We start from the raw sequence: 19,153 nt of genomic DNA, 5'->3' as shown, positions 1-19,153 counted from the left end.
GGGCGGTTTCTAGCGGTCAGCGCAACAGTATCTCTTCGATGACCTCGGCCGGCTTCGCGAACGCTAACCGTTTCCGGGGCCGGTCGTTCATCTCCCACTCAACATAATCGAGATCTGCCTGACTGAACACACTCAGATCAGTGCCCTTGGGGAAATACTCCCGCAGTAACCCATTCGTGTTCTCATTCGTCGGCCGCTGCCAGGGCGAGTGCGGGTCGCAAAAGAACACATCAATATCAGCTCCCATAGCGACTTCTTGATGCTTACTCATCTCTTTGCCCTGGTCCCAGGTGAGAGTCCGACGAAGCACATCAGGTAACTCTTTCATCTTCGCGATAAGCCCCTCAGTGACTGCTTCTACCCGCGGTAACGAGGGGTCTAACCAAACAAGGAATAGATAGTTCGAGTGGCGTTCAACGACCGTCCCGATAGCGCTCTTGCCATCTTTCCCGATAATTAAGTCACCTTCCCAATGCCCAGGAACAGCCCGATCAAGTGCTTCTGCGGGACGGTCAACAATGTTCACCATCCCAGCAATTCGGCCCTGCCTAGACTGGCCAGAACGGTGACTGTGTCGGATCTTCCTCCCCGTACGAACCCGAACCTCAAGCTCGCGTTTGAGCCCACCCCTGGCAAGGAGATAGATCGCTTGATAGATCGTTTCGTGTGACACTCGCATCTCCGGCTGATCCGGAAACTCGCGCTGTAGCCTGCCCACAACCTGTTCCGGTGACCGCTTCAACGATAGTTCAGCCTCCACAAAACGCCGTAACCGCGGATTCGTTACCAGCTTCGACGGTTTCGGTCTGCGGGCGCGCTGAAACGTTTGCGATTGTGCCTGTGTTGCCCGATACCTCGGCCTACGAGCCCGTTCAGAAGAAAAGAACGCGTTCCGCCGAATCTCACGACTCACTGTTGACGGGGCACGCCCCAACTTCCTCGCGATCTCACGAATCCCAGCCTTTGCCGTCCATAACGCCTGAATCTCGATACGCTCCTCGAACGATAACGACGACACCCGGGCTACTCTTCGGGGTCTCACCCCGCCCTGCGAATGAATATGTGACAAGATCGCGGCTTCGCTCTTGTCTACCCGTTCACCAATCTCTCGTGCGGTGAAGCCAGCAGCTCGCATATCCCAGATCGTGTTCACATGCTCAGCAAGCATGTTCCTTGAGAACTTCATGTCAGTGTCCACCCTTGTATTGTCTCGGGTGTTGCAACCACCGTTAGAACCCGCGAGCGAAATTCGACACTTTTTGACCACGTGGTGTGTGAAAGTGACCACACGGCGTGCGAAAGTGGCCCCATGAAGGGGAGGCGGCTAGGCCGCCGCGTTTGCCCGGTCGACGAGGCGCTCGAGCGAGGCGTTGAACAGTTCGATCTCTTCGGCCTGAATCGCGTGGGCGCTGTCTTCAAAGACCACGAGTTCGGCGTTCGGGATCGCCTCCTGGAGCACCGACGCACCCTCGAAACGCTGCTTCGTGTCGTGCTTTGAGTGCAGAATCACGGTTGGTTGGGTGATGTCGCCAAGGTAGGCGCGGTGGTCGAGATCGCGCATGTTGATGTCGTATGCGTCGAGCACGTAGAGGGGCCATTCGAGCTGCTGCAAGATTGTCGCGGTGCGCACGATGTCGCTCACCGGGTGCTTGAAGAGGTACGTATCGGTCATCTTCGCCATGACGTCTGGGTAGGTGAGGCCGGTTCCCGAGACCGAGCCCTCGATGAACTCCATCGACATTCCGCCGACGAGACCGTCGCGTTCACCGGCGTACCAGGGGCCTGAACTTGCAACGGCGAGGCCAGACACGAGCTCGGGGTGCTTCGCCGCAACAAGAATTGCGAGGTGCCCGCCCATGCCATGCCCGACCAGTACGGCGGGAGCGGCAACCACCTGCTCAAGTAGCTCGGCAAGATCTTCGGCGGCGCGTTCTGCGGTGTATCCCGAGCGAGGTCGGCCAGAAAGGCCGGTGCCACGCCAATCGAAGGTGATGGTGCGGTGCTTGGGAGCGAGCCCCGCGACCTGCTCCTCCCACATTGAGTGGGTCGCGTTGCCAGAGCAAATAAAGACGATCGGCGTTCCCTCTCCGAAATCTTCGTAGTAAATCGAGGTCTCATCTGAAGCAATGAACGTTGGCATGTGGTGTTCTCCTAAACCTGTGAGGTGGGTGTTGTGAAGGGGTGAATTAGGCATCGAGGTGGGTTGGCGCGAAGAGGTCGAGGTGCGTCTCAACGACGATTACCCGGGGGCCCTTTGCGGCGAGCGATTCGGCGACCGCTTGCGGGGCGTCAGCCACTGCGACGATTTCGGCCTCGATGCCGAACGACTGAACGAGTTCGACGAAGTTAGGGCGGCTCAGTTCAGTTGCGGTGGAGGCGCCAAACGCTGCCTCCATATAGTCACGCAAGATGCCGTAGCCGCCGTCGTCGATGATGAGCCAGGTGACATCGAGCTGGTGCTGAGCCAGCGTCGCGAGCTCAGCAATGCTGTACATTGCACCGCCGTCGCCTGAAACCGCGAGAACCGGCCGTGTGTCGGCCGATACTTCAATGCCGAGTGCTGCGCCCATCGCGGCGGGAAGCCCGTAGCCGAGCCCTCCGGCGCCCTGGGCCGAGGCGAAGAGACCCCCGCGAGGGTCCCAGGCCGACCAGGCCCAGTACGCAAGAACCGTCATGTCCCAGAACGTGTCGACGTCGCTCGCAACGGCATCGCGCAAGCCCTCGAGCAGTTGCCGCTCCTTGGCCAGGGGCTGCGAGTCGATGCGCTGCTGAACCCGCTCACGCACCGATCCAGCCCACTGGGCGCCACGCTCCTGCCTGGCCTCGCTGTCAGTAACCGATACGAGATCAACGATCGCCGGCAGAGCGTCTTCGGCAGCCGCATGAATGCCGAGACCGGGGTGGTTTGAGGTGACTTTGCCGAGGTCGGCCTCGATGTGTATGAATGATCCGCCCGGTTGCAACGTGAAGTAGTTGCTTGAGAGTTCGCCAAGGCCCGTACCGACGGCGAGTAAGACGTCGGCCTGTTCGAGGGCATCGGTGGTGTGACGGTCTTCGATCCAGCTCTGTAAGCTCAGCGGGTGGTCCCAAGCGAAAGCGCTTTTGCCCCCGAACGTGGTCGCGACGGGTGCGCCAAGGCGCTCGGCGAGTTCACGCAGTGCCTCGCGAGCGGCCGGGGTTTTCACCCCGCCACCCGCAAAAATGACGGGCCTCTCGGCGCTCGACAGGGTCGCCGCAGCGGCAGCAACGAGCTCGGCGGGCACCGCCGGTGTCTGAGGAGTAGAGGTGAGATGGGCGACAGTGGGAAGCGCATCGGCCGATTCGAGCAGAATGTCCTGCGGAATCTCGACGAGAACGGGGCCAGCAGGGGCCGACTCTGCGATCTGCCAGGCCTCGTGAATCGCGGGAACGATCTGCGAGATCGTGCGCACCGTTCGAACGTGTTTGACCACCTGGGCGAAGGCCGCGCTCTGCTCAGGCAACTCGTGCAGAAAGCCATGGCGGCCACCGCCAAGCCCTGCGACCGGAACCTGAGCGGCGATCGCGAGCACCGGCGTCGACGACAGCTTGGCCTCTTGGAGCGCCGCGAGCGAGGTGAGCGCCCCTGGGCCCGTTGAGAGCAGGAGCGGGGCGACGGTTCCGGTCGATCGGGCGAGGCCCTCAGCCATGAAACCGGCGTTGTTCTCGACCCGTGAACTGAGGTAGGTGAGAGAGCTGCGGCGCAGCGCGTCAAAGAGGCCGAGGGCGTGTTGGCCGGGAAGGCCGACGACCGCTGTCGCGCCGAGGGCGGTGATGGCTTCGAGTGCCAGGTCGCCGCCAATGCGTGGGGTGCCGTTCATAGTTCACTGTTCCTTACTGTGTGCGTTGTGCAATGTCTTGGTCATGGGTGAGCGCTCGGCGCCTCGCAGAACCCACTCGCTGGGGCTGCCACTCTCGTGCCACTCGGCGATTCTGAGCGCCGCGGTCTCTTCGTACTGCGTGAGCGATCCGCTCGAAAGAAAAGCCACGTGGGGCGTGAGTAAGACCCGGGGGTGGGTGCGCATGGGGTGCTGTGCGCTTGGCGGTTCGGTGTCGAGCACGTCAACGCACGCTGCCGAGAGCCTTTCGGCATCGAGCGCCTCGACGAGGGCGGTTTCGTCAACGAGTTCGCCGCGCGAAACATTGACAAGGGTCGCGCCGGGTCGCATGCTCGCGAGCGCTTTGGCATCAATGATGTGGTGGGTCTCAGCGGTAAGTGGCAGGTGCAGCGAGAGCACGTCTGAGCCTGTGACGACCTCGCCGAGCGGTAGCGCGGTGACCTCGCCGAGCACACCCGTTTGTGAGGGGTCGTGCACGATTACCGAGGCGAAGAACGGCTTGGCGAGCTCGGCAACGGCCTGACCGATTTTGCCAAAACCGACGATACCGAGCGTCAGGGTACTGAGCCTGCGAGGGGTGAGCGTGACCTCGGTGGTCCAACCTCCTTCACGGGCGATGTGCTGCATGGCTCCCAGGTGCCGCTCGGCGGCGAGAATCAGCGACATGGTGTGAACCGCGACTTCTTCGGTCGCTGCGTGCCCAACGTTCGTGACCCAAATACCGCGTTCGCGGGCGTGATCGAGGTCGATCATGTCGAAACCGTTGCTCGTCGTTCCAATGATGCCGAGGCTCCCGAACTGCGCGAGCAGATCGGCGGTCAGCTGCCGATACCCGACAATGAGTGCGACCGCCTCACGCTGGTGGGTAGCAACGACGCCCGACGCGTCGACCTCGAGCACCTCGCTCTGAAACCCGTGCTCGGCAAGAATGCGTTTGGCGGGTTCGATCGAGAGGTCTGTGAGGTCGGTGAAGAGTGCGAGTGGTGGGGTAGACATGGGTTATAAGACCTTTGAGAGAAATGATTGAGTGCGCTCGTGCTCTGGGTGAACAAGCACCTGTTGAGGGTCGCCCTCTTCGACGATGCGGCCCGCGTGCAAGAAGGCCACCTTGTCGCACACTTCGCGCGCGAAGCCGATCTCGTGTGTTACCACGATCATCGTCATGCCACTTTCGGCGAGTTCGCGCATCACGTCGAGCACTTCGCCCACGAGCTCGGGGTCGAGGGCCGATGTTGGTTCGTCGAAGAGCATGAGCTCGGGCTGCATCGCGAGCGCTCGCGCGATCGCCACGCGTTGTTGCTGGCCGCCAGAGAGCTGCACCGGGTAGTGGCCGTATTTATCGCTCAGGCCAACCCGCTCAAGCAGTTGGTGCGCGTGCTCGATCGCCTCTGCGCGAGATTTTTGCAAGACGCGGATCGGCGCCTCGATGATATTTTCGAGGGCAGTCATGTGCGCAAAAAGATTGAACCGTTGAAATACCATGCCCGTCTTGCGGCGCTGCATGGCCTCCTCTGCCTCGGTCAGGTCGTGCAGTTTGTCGCCCCGAACGCGATAACCGACGAGCTCGCCGTCGACCCAGATGCGGCCCTCATTGAGGCGCTCCAGGGTGTTGATGCAGCGAAGAAAGGTCGACTTGCCGCTCCCGCTCGCCCCTAGGAGCGAGACGACACTGCCCTTTGGTACTTCAAAGTCGATGCCGCGCAAGACCTCATGATCGCCGAACGACTTGTGCACATTGCGTGCTCTCACCATTGGGATGCTTGCGTCACGTACGGTCTCGGTCATGGTGTTCTCCGTTCGCCGATGGCTTCGATGAGTTCGGTGTTGGTTACCCTTCCGGGGGCAAGATTCTTGACGATGCGTTTGCGCATCTTTGCTCCCGTTGCGACGGTTCCCTTCGCGAAGCGGCGCTCCAACTGCATTTGGACGAGTGTGAAGATGGTCGTGAGCAGCATGTACCAGACGCTCGCGACGATGAGCAGCTCAAACACGTAGAAGTTTTTGGCCGAGATCGCCTGGGCGCGGTTGAGAAGGTCGGGGGCCGCGATGACCGTTACGAGCGATGTCATCTTGAGCATGGTGATGAGGTTGTTGCCGGTCGGGGGAATGATGACGCGCATCGCCTGAGGCAAGATGATGCGCCGCATCACCAGCGAACGTCGCATGCCGAGGGCCGAAGCGGCTTCGGCCTGGCCGGCGTCAACCGCTTGAATGCCACTGCGCATGATCTCGGCCATGTACGCGCCCTCATTGAGCCCGAGGCCAAGAAGCGCGGCAACAAACGCCGTGATGAGCGCATTGGTGTCAACCGAGAAGTCGCCGAAGCCGATGCGTGGAAAGAAGAGGGCGAGGTTGAACCACAGCAGCAACTGCACGAGCAGCGGTGTGCCGCGAAAGAGCCAAATGTATGCGAGCGAGACGCCGCGCAACACGGAGTTCTTTGAGAGCCTCGCGACGGCCAGTAGCATGCCGAGGACGATGCCGATGAGCATCGCGAGAACCGTCAGCGTGATGGTGGTCGTGAGCCCGCGCAGAATGCTCGGGGCGGTGAGGTTCTTGGCCACAATGCCCCAGTTGAAGTTGGGGTTGGTTGCGACGGTGAAGACAAGCCAGCCGACCACGACAGCGATAATGGTTCCCGCGATGATCTGGCCTGGCTTGCGAACGGGCACCGCGTTGATGGGGCCCGTTATTGAGCCGGCATTGGCAAACGGTTCGCTGCGTCGCGGCGACGAAGTTTCGGCGATCATGATTATTCAGCCACCACGTTGATCTCTGAGCTCTCGACCGCGCCGAGCGCGAGGCCATGCTCATCAAGAATGTCGCCGTAGACTCCTGAACGAATGAGCTCGTTCATCGCGGCCTGAACGGCGTCACGAAGCTCCTGCTCATCTTTTCTGAAGATCTTGCCGAGCAGCTGCGCTCCGAAGGTCTCATCGTTGACGACCGCAAACTTCTTGCCCTCACCAAACGTCGTAGCGTTGTAGACCGCGACCGGGTACTGGGCAATGTGCGCGTCTGCGCGGCCGTTTTGCAACTGCATGAGCGCGTCTGAGTCAGACTGGAAGGCCTGAATCTTCATGGGGTTCGAGGCGCACTCGTTGTCGTTGAACGACTCGAGCAGGCTCAGCTGGTAGGAAGCGTCGAGCACCGCAACGTTCAAACCGCAGAGGTCGTCTTTGCCCTTGATGCCCTTCGGGTTCTCGGCCACGGTTGTGATGCCCTGCGTCGCTGAGAAGTATGTGACGAAGTCGTACTTAGCGATGCGTTCTTCGGTCGTGCCGAGGGCTCCAGACACCATGTCGAATCGTCCCGCCTCGAGCGCTGGGAGGAGCCCATCAAACGCCATATTTTCGATGGAAAACTCGACCCCGAGAATGCTACCGAGCGCGTGCAACAGGTCAGGATCAAGCCCAACGATGGTTTCTTCATCGTCGCCGAAGTAGTCATATGGAGGGTAGTAGGCCTCGGTGCCAACCTTGATAACCCCGGCATCTTGAATACGCTTCGGCAAAAGCTCCCGAATCTCGTCAACCACCTCGGTCTTGGTCTCTGCGGAGTCTGCCGGATCTTTAGCGGTGTCGTTGTCTGCCGAGCACCCGGTCAGTGCGACAAGGGTCGTTGCGGCTATGGCGGCAATGCCGCCAAACAAAAGTCTGTGGTTTCGCACGGTGATTCTCCTCATTGAGTGGTTTCGGAACCCGACGTGTTCCTTGGGGCATTACATTATGAGATTGATCACCAATTATCAATAGATAAAGTGAAATCAAATAAAATTGGTGATCATTCTCTAGAAACTGTGTAACATTTGTGGTGCCCTTGCATAAGGTTGACCACGGGCAATCGTTATCGAAAGGCAGTTGATTGGGAAGAACCGCTGTGGCGGTCGCAGATGACCTGCGTTCGCAAATATTCGAGGGCTCTCTCTCAAGCGGCACACCGCTTCGTGAGATAGCGCTGGCGCAATTCTTTGAGGTCTCAAGACGCACTGTGCGCGAGGCGCTCCTACTGCTCGCGAGCGAGGGCCTTGTGGTTCACAAGCACAACCAGGGCGCGCACGTGAAGGTATTCACCATGGCCGACGTACACGACCTATACCGAATTCGGCGCGTGCTCGAACTCGAGGGCGCGAGATTCGTGTCTGTCGCTTCAGAAGAGCAACTCGCGAGGGTCACGGTTGCGATGGGGGGCATTCGTGACGCCGCGGCTGGTGGTCTCTTGAGCCCCGAACTCGCCCGCGCCGACGTTGGTTTTCACGCGAGCATCATTGCCTTGATTGGCAGTCCCGGCATCGATAAGTTTTACGAGCAGAGCGGTAACCAGACGGCATACGCGCTCTTGCAGCTTCAGCGTCATGACGCCTCGCAGGCGGCCGAGGTTGCCGCGACAGTGTACGAGCATCAAGCGATTCACGATGCGGTCGTGGGCCGCAATGCCCTCGACGCCCAGCGGCTCATTCTCGAGCATATTGAGCGCCACGAGTCGTCGTTCCTGCACTCGCTGCGCGCGGTGGCACTGCACGAGGCCTGACGCTGCGCGCGGTGGCACTGCGCGCGCTCGCTCGCTCGACCACCCTTTCGCCCCAATGTGTGGTCAAAAAGTGTCGAATTTCGCTCGTTTTTCGACACTTTTTGACCACACGGCGCGCGAAAGTGACCACAGGGCGTGCCAGCAGTGTCACGGGGCGCGCGGGGGTGGCACAGGGTGTGACGGGAGTGCCACAGGGCGCGGGAACGTGAGCGCGCGCGGGGTCGGGCGGAGCGATCCGCCCCCAAAAAGTCGCCCGGCGGGCACGGTTTGTTGCTGTAATAGGTGAGGGGCCGACGCGCGGCCCGGGCGAAGCGGCGCAGGAGGCCAGTGTGACGGAGCAAACAGGCAAAGCGGCGATCGTGGTGTGCGCACCCGACTCGTTTAAGGGAACGCACACGGCGGCCGAGGTCGCCGAGGCGATGCGCGACGGGGTGCTCGCGGCGGGCGGCAGGGCGATCTGCCTGCCGATTGCTGACGGGGGTGAGGGGACGATTGCGACGATCCACGCGGTGCTCGGCGGAGAGTACGTCGAGACGAGCACCGTCGACCCGATGGGTGGCCCGCTGACCGCGCACTATTTGCGGGTGGGTGACCACGCCTACGTCGAGATGGCGATCGCGAGCGGCATCCAGTTTGCGAAGCTCGAGGGTTTCGACGCCCTGCGCGCCTCGACCCGCGGGACGGGCCTGCAGATCGTCCATGCTTTGCGTGCCGGGTGTCGCTCGGTGACGGTCGCGGTTGGCGGCAGCTCGACGAGCGACGGCGGGCGCGGAGCGATCGAGGCCCTGAGTGAGGCGGGCTTGGCGGGCGCGGCAAGCGGCGATGGGGCGGGGCAGACCGGCGCCACCATTGCCGTGCTCACCGACGTCGAGACTCCCTATGAGCAGGCCGCCGAGGTGTTCGGGCCGCAGAAGGGCGTGCTGCCGGGACAGATCGACGGGGTGACGGAGCGGTTGCGCGGGTATGCCGAGACGCTTCCGAGGAGCCCGATCGGGGTTGCATACACCGGCGCCGGCGGGGGACTCTCGGGTGCCCTTTGGGCCGCGTGCGGGGCAGAGCTCGTGAGCGGCATCGACTCGCTGCTCGGGCTCGTCGGCTTCGAAGAGGCAGCGCGAGGGGCCGACCTCGTGCTCACCGGCGAGGGCCGTTTCGATGGGCAGTCTGAAAGCGGCAAGGTCGTTTCTGGGGTGCTGCGCGCGAGCCGGGGGCTCGGGGTCGCCTGCACGGTCATCGCGGGTCAGCTCGCCGACGGCGGCGAAGCGCTGGCTGAGCGCATGGGGTTTGTCGGGGCGATGACCGCTTCGACGCTCGACGAGATTCGCGAGGCGGCGCGTGAGGCAACGCAGGACGCGGCGCGAGAGGCCACGCTCTTCAACCGCCTCAGCGCGCGAGATGCTCGCTAACGAGCGCGACGCCCGGGCCTGAGAGCCGGCCCTCGCCGACCTCGCGACCCGTCGCCGTGAGCAAGAGGTCGAGGGCGCTCGCTGTCACCTCGGGGCCTTCACCCCAGGATGATCCGCCGCCATTGGTCACGAGACGCACCCGCGCTGCCAGCTCGCGGCAGCCGCCAAACGAGGCCGGCGTGCGCGCGAGGTAGTCGATGGCGTCGTGTATTGCCCAGGCCTCGTAGTCGCGGGTGATTCCGAGGGGCCGCCGAATGTCTTCGCCGTGCGCGATGGCCTCGACGAGCCGGGTGCTCGGGCTCGCTGGCGGCGACTTCGTGAGGGTGCGGGCCGCGCGAAAGGCCTCGAGCGTGTGCGCCCCCGTCGCGCCCAGGTGCCGCTTCACGCCCCGCTCGTTCGCACGGTCAAAGTTGCCGGCGCTCGCGATCATGCTGCCCACGAAGGCGAGCTTGCCCGTGTGCGCGGTGTCGACGAGGTGGGCGAGAACGTCGTGCACGCTCCATCCGGCGCAGAGCGAGGGTGTGGCCCACTGCTCGTCGGTGAGGTGCGCGAGATCGTCTGCGAGCCTGCCGCGCTCGGCGTGAACGAACGACCAGATTTCGGCGGTGCTTGGCGGCATGAGGGGCTCCTTTGGCGGGTGGTGAGTTTGAGAATAGCGCGGCGGGGTGCAAACTGCACACCCCAATACGCGAACTGGGCCAACAACGTCCCTGAACCGCGCGGCCCACTGCTCGTACCATGGGGCAATGCCATTGGAAGCTGATCACTGGCGATCGGCTCAGAAGGGACGGCAATGACGCTGACACATTTGCTTTGGGAGTCGCCCGCCGCGGGCACGGGAAACGATTGCCTCGGAGACGAAGATCGCACGCTGAGCTACGCCGAGGTCGAAGACTTGGCGCTCGCCTTTGCCGAGCAGCTCGCTGAGCTCGGGGTGGCCGAGGGCGAGGTGCTCGGCATCATGCTCGAGAACAGCATCGAGCTCGTCATCGGCATGCTCGGGGCGTGGATCGCGGGGGTCACCGCGACCCCGATCAACCCGACGTTCACCGAGCGAGAGCTCAGCTATCAGCTCGAAGATTCGGCGACGAAGCTGCTGCTCACCGAGCGCAGCATTCTCGACCGCCTGCCGGGCCTCACCGCGCCGGGTTCGGCTGTGCCGGTGCTCGACGTTGCCGCGATGCGCACCGAGCGATCGAGTGACGCCGGGGCTATAGCGATCGACCCCGCGAGCATCGCGCTGCTCATTTACACGAGTGGATCGACGGGCCAGCCGAAGGGCGTCATGCTCGACCACGCCAACCTTGACGCGATGGCGCGCGGCATGGCCGCTCACGCCGAGATGACCGCCGAAGAGCGCGCGCTCGTCGTGCTGCCATTCTTTCACGTCAACGCGATTTGCGTGAGCTGGCTGGCTCCCATGTCGGTTGGCGGATCGACGATCATCTTGAGGCGGTTTGCGCCGGTCGCCTTCCTTGAGGCGATCGAGAAGCACCGGCCGACGTACTTCTCGGTCGTGCCCGCGATTCTCGCGCGCCTCGTGCAGCTGCCGAGCGACGTGAGTACCGACTTCAGTTCGATCCGCTTCGTGATTTGCGGGGCGGCTCCAGTGTCTCGCGAGCTGCTGCAGTTGTGCGCCGAACGTTTCGGGCTGCTCATCATCGAGGGCTACGGCCTCACCGAGGCGACCTGCGTTTCGGCGGGTAACCCCCTGCGCGGGCCGCAGAAGCTCGGGACCGTGGGGCCCGTGGTCTCGGGCCAGGAACTCAAGCTCACCGATGAGCATGGAGCCGAGGTTGCGGTGGGTGAGCGCGGCGAGGTGCGCATCAAGGGTGCCACGGTCATGCGCGGCTACCTCGGCAGGCCAGAGGCGACCGCCGAGACCGTCGTTGACGGCTGGCTGCGCACGGGTGACGTCGGCGTGCTCGACGAAGACGGTTACCTGAGCATCGTCGACCGCATCAAAGACATGATCATTCGCGGTGGCGAAAACATTTACCCGAAAGAAATCGAGGCGCATCTCGCGACTCACCAGGCGGTGCTCGAGTCGGCCGTCGTCGGCGCGCCACATCCAACGTTGGGTGAGGTGCCCGTCGCCTACGTCGTCACGCAGCCCGGCAGCGAGGCGACCGCGGCCGAACTGCTCGCACACTGCTCGGCGGGCCTCATGAAAATCAAGGTGCCCGCGAGGCTCGAGGTCGTGAGCGACCTGCCGAGAAACCCCGTCGGCAAGGTCGATAAGCCAGAACTCAGGCGGCAAACGGTGCCGATTGGGTCGGCGAACGACGTGGGCGCCCCACAGAACGACGCCGCGGTGAGCGAGACTGCCGCCGCGAGCGTCGGAGCCAGCGTGTAGCGCGGCGCGCCACGGTTTTTTCTAGGCCGCCCCGAAGCGAACGCGGGGTGTCGGCCTCACTTGCGGTGCCTTGGCCGCCGCATGCCCATTTTCGTTCAGCATTCATACACCTGTCACCAAAGGAGTTGTCATGGGATATCACCAACCGAGGCTTCCGAATATCGAGCCCGATGAGTTTTTGCGCAGCACGTTTCAAGAGCGCATCAAGTTTGTGTCGAAGGAGTGGGGTGAGTGGGGTTTTGGTGCGGCGCGCAAGATCTCGGTCATGTACCTCGTGAAGCTCTTTGGCGGGTGGCTGCTTGGCGGCGCCCTCGTGATCACCCTCACCTCGGGACTGAACCCCCTCGATGTGGCTTCGTGGTGGACCAACCCGATCGTGTACCAGAAGTACCTTGTCATGGCGATGCTGCTCGACGCGATTGGGGTGGCGGGGTCCTGGGGCCCGCTCGCCGGCAAATTTGGCCCCTACACGGGCGGCATTCTGTTCTGGTCACGACCAGGTACGATCAAGCTGAGCCCGTATAAGTGGATCCCGTGGCGCGGCGGCAACCGGCGCACGATCTTCGACGTGTTTCTGTACTGGGGGTTCCTCTTCTCGATGGGTCTCGCTCTGCTCTCGCCTGGGCAGACGGCGGCAGACCTGCCGGCGCTCGCTCGCTTTCAGGCGTTGCTCACCGACCCCGCGAACGGGGTACCGTCGTGGCTTGCGAACAATGCCGAGAGCTTCATGCTCATTCAGACCACCCCGCTCATCAGCGCCGTCATCTTCCTGTGCCTCATCGGCATGCGCGACAAGATTATCTTCCTCGCGGCACGTTCTGAGCAGTACCTGCTGCCCGTCGTGTGCTTCATCGTGTTCCCCAACCTGTTCGAGGTGACCGACATGGTGATCGCGCTCAAAATCTTCCTCGTGACGGTGTGGGTAGGCGCGGGCTTCTCGAAGCTCAACCGGCACTTCAGCCCGGTGATTCCACCGATGCTCAGCAACACGCCCTTCTGGCCGCCACGCTGGCTCAAGAAGAAGGCCTACCAGGATTACGACAACGACAACCTGCTTCCCGGCCCCATCGCGCACTTCTTTGCACACGTGCTCGGTACAATCGTCGAGATCGCAGCGCCACTCACCATGCTCTTTGTCGTCGGTCAGGCATTCGGTGGCCAGGTCACCGTGACGCTTGCGACGCTGCTCATGGTCGGGTTCTGCCTCTTCATCATCTCGACCTTCCCGATTGCGGTGCCACTCGAGTGGAACCTCCTCTTTGCCATCTGTGCCGTGGTCTTTTTCATCGGCTACCCGAACTCGGCCGGTTTCAGCGTGTTCGACATGTCACAGCCGTGGATGCCGTTCTCGGTCATCGCCGTGCCCGTCTTCTTCGTGATTTTCGGGAGCATTCGACCCGACAAGGTATCGTTTCTTGCGGCGCTTAGACAGTACGGCGGCAACTGGGCGACGGGGCTCTGGGCGATTCACCCCGATGCCGAGAAGAAACTGCACCGGGTATACCGCCCGACCCTCGACCAGATCGACCAGTTCCAGGCGATGGGGCTGCCCTACAAGCAGGCCGAGACCTTTCTCGAGGTGTCGCTCGCATGGCGCGCGCTACACACGCAGGGTCGCGGGCTCTTCTCGATCATGCTGCAAAACGTGCCCGACATCGACCACCGCCGGGTGCGCGAGGGCGAGTTCGCCTGCAACGCGATGATCGGCTTCAACTTCGGCGAGGGACACTTTCACGACGAAGAGCTCATCGCGGCGATTCAGGAGCAGGCCCGCTTCGAGCCCGGCGAGTTCATTGTCGCCTGGGCTGAGTCTGAGCCGCTCTGGCACGGCTATCAGGAGTATAAGCTCATCGACGCGGCCCTCGGCGTTGTTGAGCGGGGCCGCTGGCAGGTGAAGGATGCCGCGCAGGCGCAGCCCTGGCTTCCCGACGGCCCGTTGCCCCTCACCGTCACCTGGCGTTCGCCAGACTTCGACAAGTTGCGCTTCACCGCAACCGATATCATCGGCCCTGACGCCGAGCCGCCGCTCACCGACGGCACCGGCGGCATTGACGTCGCGAATACCGACCTCGTGAACGTCGTGGCCGAGGCCGAAGAGGCGCTCACGGAGGGAGTGAAGCGATGACCACAGCGGTCGTTGTTGGCAGCGGGCCGAACGGGCTCGCCGCCGCGACCGTGCTCGCACGCGCGGGAGTTCAGGTCACCGTCGTCGAGGCTGCCGAGCAGCTCGGCGGCGGTGCCCGCTCGACCGAGTCGCCCATCTCGGGTCTCGTGCAAGACCACTGCGCTGCCGTGCACCCCATGGCGCCCGGCTCGCCCTTCTTCAAGACCCTCGATCTCGAGGCGATGGGGGTGCGCTGGGCGCGGGCGCCGATCGATGCGGCTCACCCGCTCGACGGCGCCGAGCCGGGCTTCTTGCACACCTCGGTCGATGAGACCGCGGCGGGGCTCGGCCGTGACGGCGCCCGCTGGGCGGGGGCCTTCGGTCCATCGGCCCGGGCGTTTGACCGGCTCTCTGGCGTCATTATGTCGCCCATGCTGAGGGTGCCACGGCACCCGCTCCTGCTCGCCCGCATGGGGCTCGTCGCAGGCCCGCCACCATCGCTCGTGGGTAAGCTCTTTCGCGACGAGCGAGCTCGGGCCCTCTTCATGGGCGTTGCCGCTCACGCCTGCCAGCCGCTCACACAGCCGCTCGTGACGGGCATCGGAGCGGGCATCATCATCGCCGGCCACGCGGTTGGCTGGCCCGTGATCGAGGGCGGCACCGGCCGCTTCACCGACGCCCACATCGAGATGCTTCGCGGCATGGGCGTGCGCTTCGAGACGGGGCAGCGGGTGAACCGCCTTTACGAGCTGCCGCCCCGTGACATCACGATGCTTGACGTGCACCCCCGAATCGCCGCGGGCATTCTCGCCGAGCAGCAACCGGCCAGAGCCCGTGCCGCCTTTCGCCGCTTCAAACCGGGCCCCGCCGCGTTCAAGGTCGACTTCGCGGTCGACGGCGGCGTGCCCTGGCTCGACGAGCGCGTCTCGCAGGCGGGAACGGTGCACCTCGGCGGATCCGCCGAAGAAATCGTCGCGACCGAACGCGACGTCGGAGCGGGGCGCATGCCCGCTCGCCCCTTCGTGCTCGTCGGCCAGCAGGCGGCCGCCGACCCGACGCGAGCGAGCGGATCGATCGTTCCCATCTATGCCTATGCGCACGTTCCCGCGGGCTATTCGGGCGACGCGACCGAGGCGATCATCGCCCAGATCGAGCGCTTTGCGCCGGGGTTTCGTGAGCGCATCGTCGCGCTCAGTTCGCGCACGACGGCCGAGAGTGAGGCCGAGAACGAGAACTTTCTCGGCGGTGATATTCTCACCGGCGCGAAGTCGCCCCTGCAGTTTCTGCTCGGGCCGCGCCTCAGCGCACACCCTTACGACACAGGCATCCCAGGGGTGTATTTGTGCTCGGCCGCGACCCCGCCCGGGCCCGGGATTCACGGCATGGGCGGGTATAATTCAGCTCAGCGTGCGCTGCAGTTTTTGCAGCACCGAAGCGCCGTGCACACCGAGGTGTACGAGCCATGCCGGTAGTGGGGGCGACGATGGGTGATCTGCACATGCGGGAGTTGGTCGCGCAGGCAGGCCGCAACCTGCAAGAGATGGGGCCGCGCATTGTCGACGAGATGACCGAGCTCCTTTCTGAACGGGTTGCGGGGCTCGACCAAGACCCGCAACTCATCGAGATGCTGCACGCCAGCATCGACGGGAACGTTTGGACCCTCGGCCACATTCTCACGAACGACATCGGCGTCGACTCGATGCAGCCGAACACTGGCGCGGTCGAGTATGCGGTGCGGCTCGCACAGCGTGACGTTCCGCTCGGTTCGCTGACCCGCGCGTACTACCTCGGCCAGTCGATGTGCGTGAGGCGGGGCATCGACGCGGTCGACCAGCTGCAGCTTGAAGACAAAGAGATGCAGATGAACATTGTGCGTCTCGTGACCGACGTCGTGCACAACTATTTCGACTGGATTTTGCAGTATGTCGTCGAGGTGCACGTCGTCGAACAGCAGAAGTGGTGGACGGCGAGGGCGGTCACGAACGCCGCCGCCGTGCTCAAGGTTCTGCGAGGCGAACCAGCATCGGCGGCTGGCTTCGAGGCAAAGACCCGCTACTCGCTCGAGCAGCAGCACCTCGCGATCATCGCGTGGCTCGAGTTCGAGACCCCCGACACCGAAGACCAGCAGCGCATCGACCAACTCCTGCGCCGCATTGCGTCGCTCGTGCACTCGACCAAGCCGCCGCTCATCACGGCCTCTGACCGCTCAACTGCCTGGGCGTGGGTTGCGCTTCCTGACCCCGAGCTCACGCCGAGCCTCTTGCGGCGGCTCGCTGAGTTCGCCGACTCAGACGAGGCCCGCAACATTCGCTTTGCGATCGGCGGCTCGGCGAACGGTATCGAGGGGTTTAAGCGCAGCCATGAGCAGGCGGCGAAGGCCCGCCACGTCGCCCTCGGTGCCCAACGCTACCGCGAGGCCCGCCTGGTCTCGTTCACCGACCCCGACGTGGGCTTTCTCTCGCTCATCATGCACGACACCCAGAGCGCTCTCACCTGGACCAAGGAGGTGCTCGGCCAGGTCGCAACCGAGGGCGAGGCCACGGCGGCCCTGCGCGAAACCCTCGCCACCTTCTACGCCACGGGTGAGAACTCGTCGCGCACCGCCGAACTGCTCGGCCTGCACCGCAACACCGTGCGGCAGCGCGTCGCCCGCTTCGAACAGGAACGTGGCGCCAAGCGAACGAACGGGCTCGAGATCTCGCTCGCGCTGAAGCTCTTCGACCTTTTGGGTGGCTGAGCGGGGGCGCGGTGCTTCGGGCTGTGCCCCCGCTCGCGCTCGGCTCGCGCTCGGCTGCGTTCGACGCGCGTTCGGGCCGTTTCCTGCCCGTTTGCGGTCTACTTGACGAAAAGCAGGGTGTTATCGCCGAAACACCCTGCTTTTCGTCAAGTAGATGCCGTATCCGGTTTCAGCGGCGGATCCGCCAACTTCAGCCCACTCGCCACCCATCGGCGGCACCATTTCGCCCGAGACATCACCCTAGAATTGTGGCCTGTCTGAGCGGCAGCCGTGACCGGACGCTTCGCCGACTACGCCCCGACCCTGCCCGCCGACGCGGTCAAGATCGCCGTGCCCGGTGCCGGCCAGGCCCCAGAGCTGCGCGCCATGACGGTTGCGAAACGGCCATCGCCCACGAGCATCGAGATCGAGGTGCTGCGGCACGGGGGCGGCATTGTGGGGCCGTGGATCGCCGCTGCCAAACCCGGTGACACCGTCGAGGTGTATGCCGTACGCCGGGAGCACGCGCTCGGCGACGGGGTCACCCGGCACCTCATCGTCGCCGACGCGAGCGCGCTGCCCGCGGCCGCCTCGATCGTCGCGGCGATTCCCCGCGACCACCGCATCTCGCTCATCGCCGAAACCCCCGCTGCCGAGGGCTCACAGGCGCTCCTGCCAGCGCACCCCGGCCTTCGCGCCACGCTGCTTTGCGCGGCCGAGTGGAACGAAGAACGGGTTGCCGGTCTCGTTCGTGCCGAGCCGATCGAGCCCGGCGATCCGCTGCAGTCGTGGATCGCGGCCGAGGCCGAGATCGTCGCCCGCCTGCGCCGGCAACTGCGCGAGGCTGGTCACCCGCGCGACCACCTCTTCGCTGCGGCCTACTGGAAAGCGGGACGTGACAGCACCGCCAGGGACCGGCTCATTGGTGAGGCCTTCGCCGAGGCGGCGGCTCGCCAGGCCGATCTCGCCGACCCGAGCGTTCGTGGCGAGGTCGAATCGGCCGCCGATGCGAGAAATGTTGCCCCGTGAACGAGGTCGTTTGGCCCCCAAAATATAACGCCCAATGTCGGTAGCGCGAACTACACTCATGGGTATGGAAGCCTCGAATACCCCTCCCGTGCATATCCGACCAGAAGTGCTCGCGGTTCCCGCTTACAAGCAGGGCGCGACGCCAGAGAAGAAGGGCTACAAGCTCTCAAGTAACGAAAACCCATTCCCACCCTTGCCCGCAGTGCAGCGGGCCATCGCTGAAGCACAGGTCAACCGCTACGCCAATGCAGCGCTGCCAGAGCTCAAGGCCAAGATCGGCGAGCTCTACGGGCTCGACCCGGCCACGAGCATGCAGCGCGTGCACGTCGGTGCGGGGTCAGTGTCGATTCTGTATCAGCTCGTGCAAGCAACCGTCGCCCAGGGCGACAACTTCATTTACCCCTGGCCCAGCTTTGAGGGCTACCCGATGCTCGCCCTCGTGGCCGGCGGTGAGGGTCGTGGCGTTCGCGGCAACGATGACGGAACGCACAACCTCGACGTCATGGCCGACGCGATCGATGAGCGCACCCGCGCCATCATGGTGTGTACGCCCAACAACCCGACCGGGCCCATCGTCACGAAGCAGCAGTTCGCGAACTTCATGCAGCGTGTGCCCTCGAACGTGCTCGTCGTGCTCGACGAGGCCTACGCCGAGTTCGTGACCGATCCCGAGGCAGTGCGCGGCGACGAAGAGGTCGGCAAGTACGACAACCTCGTCGTGTTGCGCACCTTCTCGAAGGCCTACGGCCTCGCTGGCCTGCGCGCCGGTTACGGCGTCGGCCACCCCATGATCTGGGAGGCCTGCCGTGTCGTCGGCATTCCCCTCTCGGTGTCGCCACAGGCTGAGGCGGCGGCGCTTGCCTCGCTCGAAGCCGAGTCGACACGGCAGCTGAAAGAAAATATTGCGGTGCTCGTTGAGCGGCGCGAACGGCTCGTTCAGGGGCTTCGTGACCAGGGTTACGAGGTCGCCGAATCGCAGTCAAACTTTGTCTGGCTACCGCTAAGAGACAATTCGCAGGAATTGGCTTTAGCCTTTGCAGAACAAGGGACCCTTGTACGTAACTTCGCTGGTGAAGGTGTGCGCATCTCTGTCGGCGAAGAAGAGAGCACCCACGAAGTGCTCCGAATTACCGCAGCATTCCAACAGGGAGCGTGACA

At 63.8% G+C, this 19,153-nt stretch carries 16 protein-coding genes; 8 read left to right on the top strand and 8 right to left on the bottom strand.

Features of this window, described 5'->3' with window-relative positions; genetic code table 11:
• Positions 1-16: 16 nt before the first annotated feature.
• The 7 genes from JSO19_RS05745 to JSO19_RS05715 all read right to left on the bottom strand — a co-directional run bounded on the left by JSO19_RS05745 (position 17) and on the right by JSO19_RS05715 (position 7,527).
• The gene (locus JSO19_RS05745; RefSeq protein ID WP_442915703.1) at positions 17-1,168 is read right to left on the bottom strand and encodes an IS30 family transposase; all 1,152 of its coding nucleotides are present in this window, start codon (positions 1,166-1,168) and stop codon (positions 17-19) included.
• Between the two features lie 156 nt (positions 1,169-1,324).
• A complete protein-coding gene (locus JSO19_RS05740; protein WP_270910342.1) occupies positions 1,325-2,140 on the bottom strand; it encodes an alpha/beta fold hydrolase in 816 nt (271 codons plus the stop codon).
• Positions 2,141-2,186: 46 nt separating this feature from the next.
• A complete protein-coding gene (locus tag JSO19_RS05735) occupies positions 2,187-3,839 on the bottom strand; it encodes a thiamine pyrophosphate-binding protein (RefSeq protein ID WP_270910341.1) in 1,653 nt (550 codons plus the stop codon).
• Between the two features lie 3 nt (positions 3,840-3,842).
• Positions 3,843-4,853: a C-terminal binding protein gene (locus JSO19_RS05730; protein ID WP_270910340.1), complete on the bottom strand. Its 1,011-nt coding sequence runs from the start codon at positions 4,851-4,853 to the stop codon at positions 3,843-3,845.
• Positions 4,854-4,856: 3 nt separating this feature from the next.
• Positions 4,857-5,642: an amino acid ABC transporter ATP-binding protein gene (locus JSO19_RS05725; protein ID WP_270910338.1), complete on the bottom strand. Its 786-nt coding sequence runs from the start codon at positions 5,640-5,642 to the stop codon at positions 4,857-4,859.
• Positions 5,639-6,607 (bottom strand): amino acid ABC transporter permease, encoded by a 969-nt coding sequence (locus JSO19_RS05720; protein ID WP_270910336.1) that lies wholly within the window; start codon positions 6,605-6,607, stop codon positions 5,639-5,641. The genes JSO19_RS05725 and JSO19_RS05720 overlap by 4 nt, the downstream gene beginning before the upstream one ends.
• Positions 6,608-6,609: 2 nt before the next feature.
• Complete coding sequence (locus JSO19_RS05715; RefSeq protein ID WP_270910334.1) at positions 6,610-7,527, bottom strand: ABC transporter substrate-binding protein; 918 nt, start codon at positions 7,525-7,527, stop codon at positions 6,610-6,612.
• Positions 7,528-7,736: 209 nt separating this feature from the next.
• On the opposite strand from JSO19_RS05715, the gene JSO19_RS05710 reads away from it, so the two are divergent.
• The gene (locus JSO19_RS05710) at positions 7,737-8,387 is read left to right on the top strand and encodes a GntR family transcriptional regulator (protein ID WP_270910332.1); all 651 of its coding nucleotides are present in this window, start codon (positions 7,737-7,739) and stop codon (positions 8,385-8,387) included.
• 329 nt (positions 8,388-8,716) lie between these two features.
• Positions 8,717-9,790 (top strand): glycerate kinase family protein, encoded by a 1,074-nt coding sequence (locus JSO19_RS05705; RefSeq protein WP_270910330.1) that lies wholly within the window; start codon positions 8,717-8,719, stop codon positions 9,788-9,790.
• On the opposite strand, the gene JSO19_RS05700 is transcribed toward JSO19_RS05705, so the two are convergent.
• Positions 9,768-10,409, bottom strand: coding sequence for a maleylpyruvate isomerase family mycothiol-dependent enzyme (locus JSO19_RS05700; protein ID WP_270910328.1), 642 nt, complete (start codon positions 10,407-10,409; stop codon positions 9,768-9,770). The two genes, JSO19_RS05705 and JSO19_RS05700, sit on opposite strands and share 23 nt — an antisense overlap.
• Before the next feature lie 174 nt (positions 10,410-10,583).
• Between JSO19_RS05700 and JSO19_RS05695 the strand changes: the two genes are divergently transcribed.
• From JSO19_RS05695 to JSO19_RS05670, 6 genes are all read left to right on the top strand, one after another.
• A complete protein-coding gene (locus tag JSO19_RS05695; RefSeq protein WP_270910327.1) occupies positions 10,584-12,146 on the top strand; it encodes a class I adenylate-forming enzyme family protein in 1,563 nt (520 codons plus the stop codon).
• Between the two features lie 130 nt (positions 12,147-12,276).
• Entirely contained in the window at positions 12,277-14,271 is a 1,995-nt protein-coding gene (locus JSO19_RS05690) for a DUF3556 domain-containing protein (protein WP_270910326.1), read from the top strand.
• The gene (locus tag JSO19_RS05685; protein WP_270910325.1) at positions 14,268-15,722 is read left to right on the top strand and encodes a phytoene desaturase family protein; all 1,455 of its coding nucleotides are present in this window, start codon (positions 14,268-14,270) and stop codon (positions 15,720-15,722) included. Before JSO19_RS05690 ends, JSO19_RS05685 begins: the two co-directional genes overlap by 4 nt.
• On the top strand, positions 15,713-16,987 hold the full coding sequence (locus JSO19_RS05680; RefSeq protein WP_217136150.1) for a PucR family transcriptional regulator: 1,275 nt from the start codon (positions 15,713-15,715) through the stop codon (positions 16,985-16,987). The genes JSO19_RS05685 and JSO19_RS05680 overlap by 10 nt, the downstream gene beginning before the upstream one ends.
• A gap of 270 nt (positions 16,988-17,257) precedes the next feature.
• Positions 17,258-17,995, top strand: a complete 738-nt coding sequence (locus tag JSO19_RS05675; RefSeq protein WP_270910324.1) for a siderophore-interacting protein — start codon at positions 17,258-17,260, stop codon at positions 17,993-17,995.
• A 64-nt stretch (positions 17,996-18,059) separates the two neighbouring features.
• Positions 18,060-19,151 (top strand): histidinol-phosphate transaminase, encoded by a 1,092-nt coding sequence (locus JSO19_RS05670; RefSeq protein WP_270910323.1) that lies wholly within the window; start codon positions 18,060-18,062, stop codon positions 19,149-19,151.
• Positions 19,152-19,153: the final 2 nt, after the last annotated feature.

Source organism: Leucobacter sp. UCMA 4100, from assembly GCF_027853335.1.
Taxonomy (GTDB): Bacteria; Actinomycetota; Actinomycetes; order Actinomycetales; family Microbacteriaceae; genus Leucobacter_A.
The sequence above is the reverse complement of the archived record's forward strand: the minus strand, read 5'-3'. Positions and strand labels throughout refer to the sequence as shown.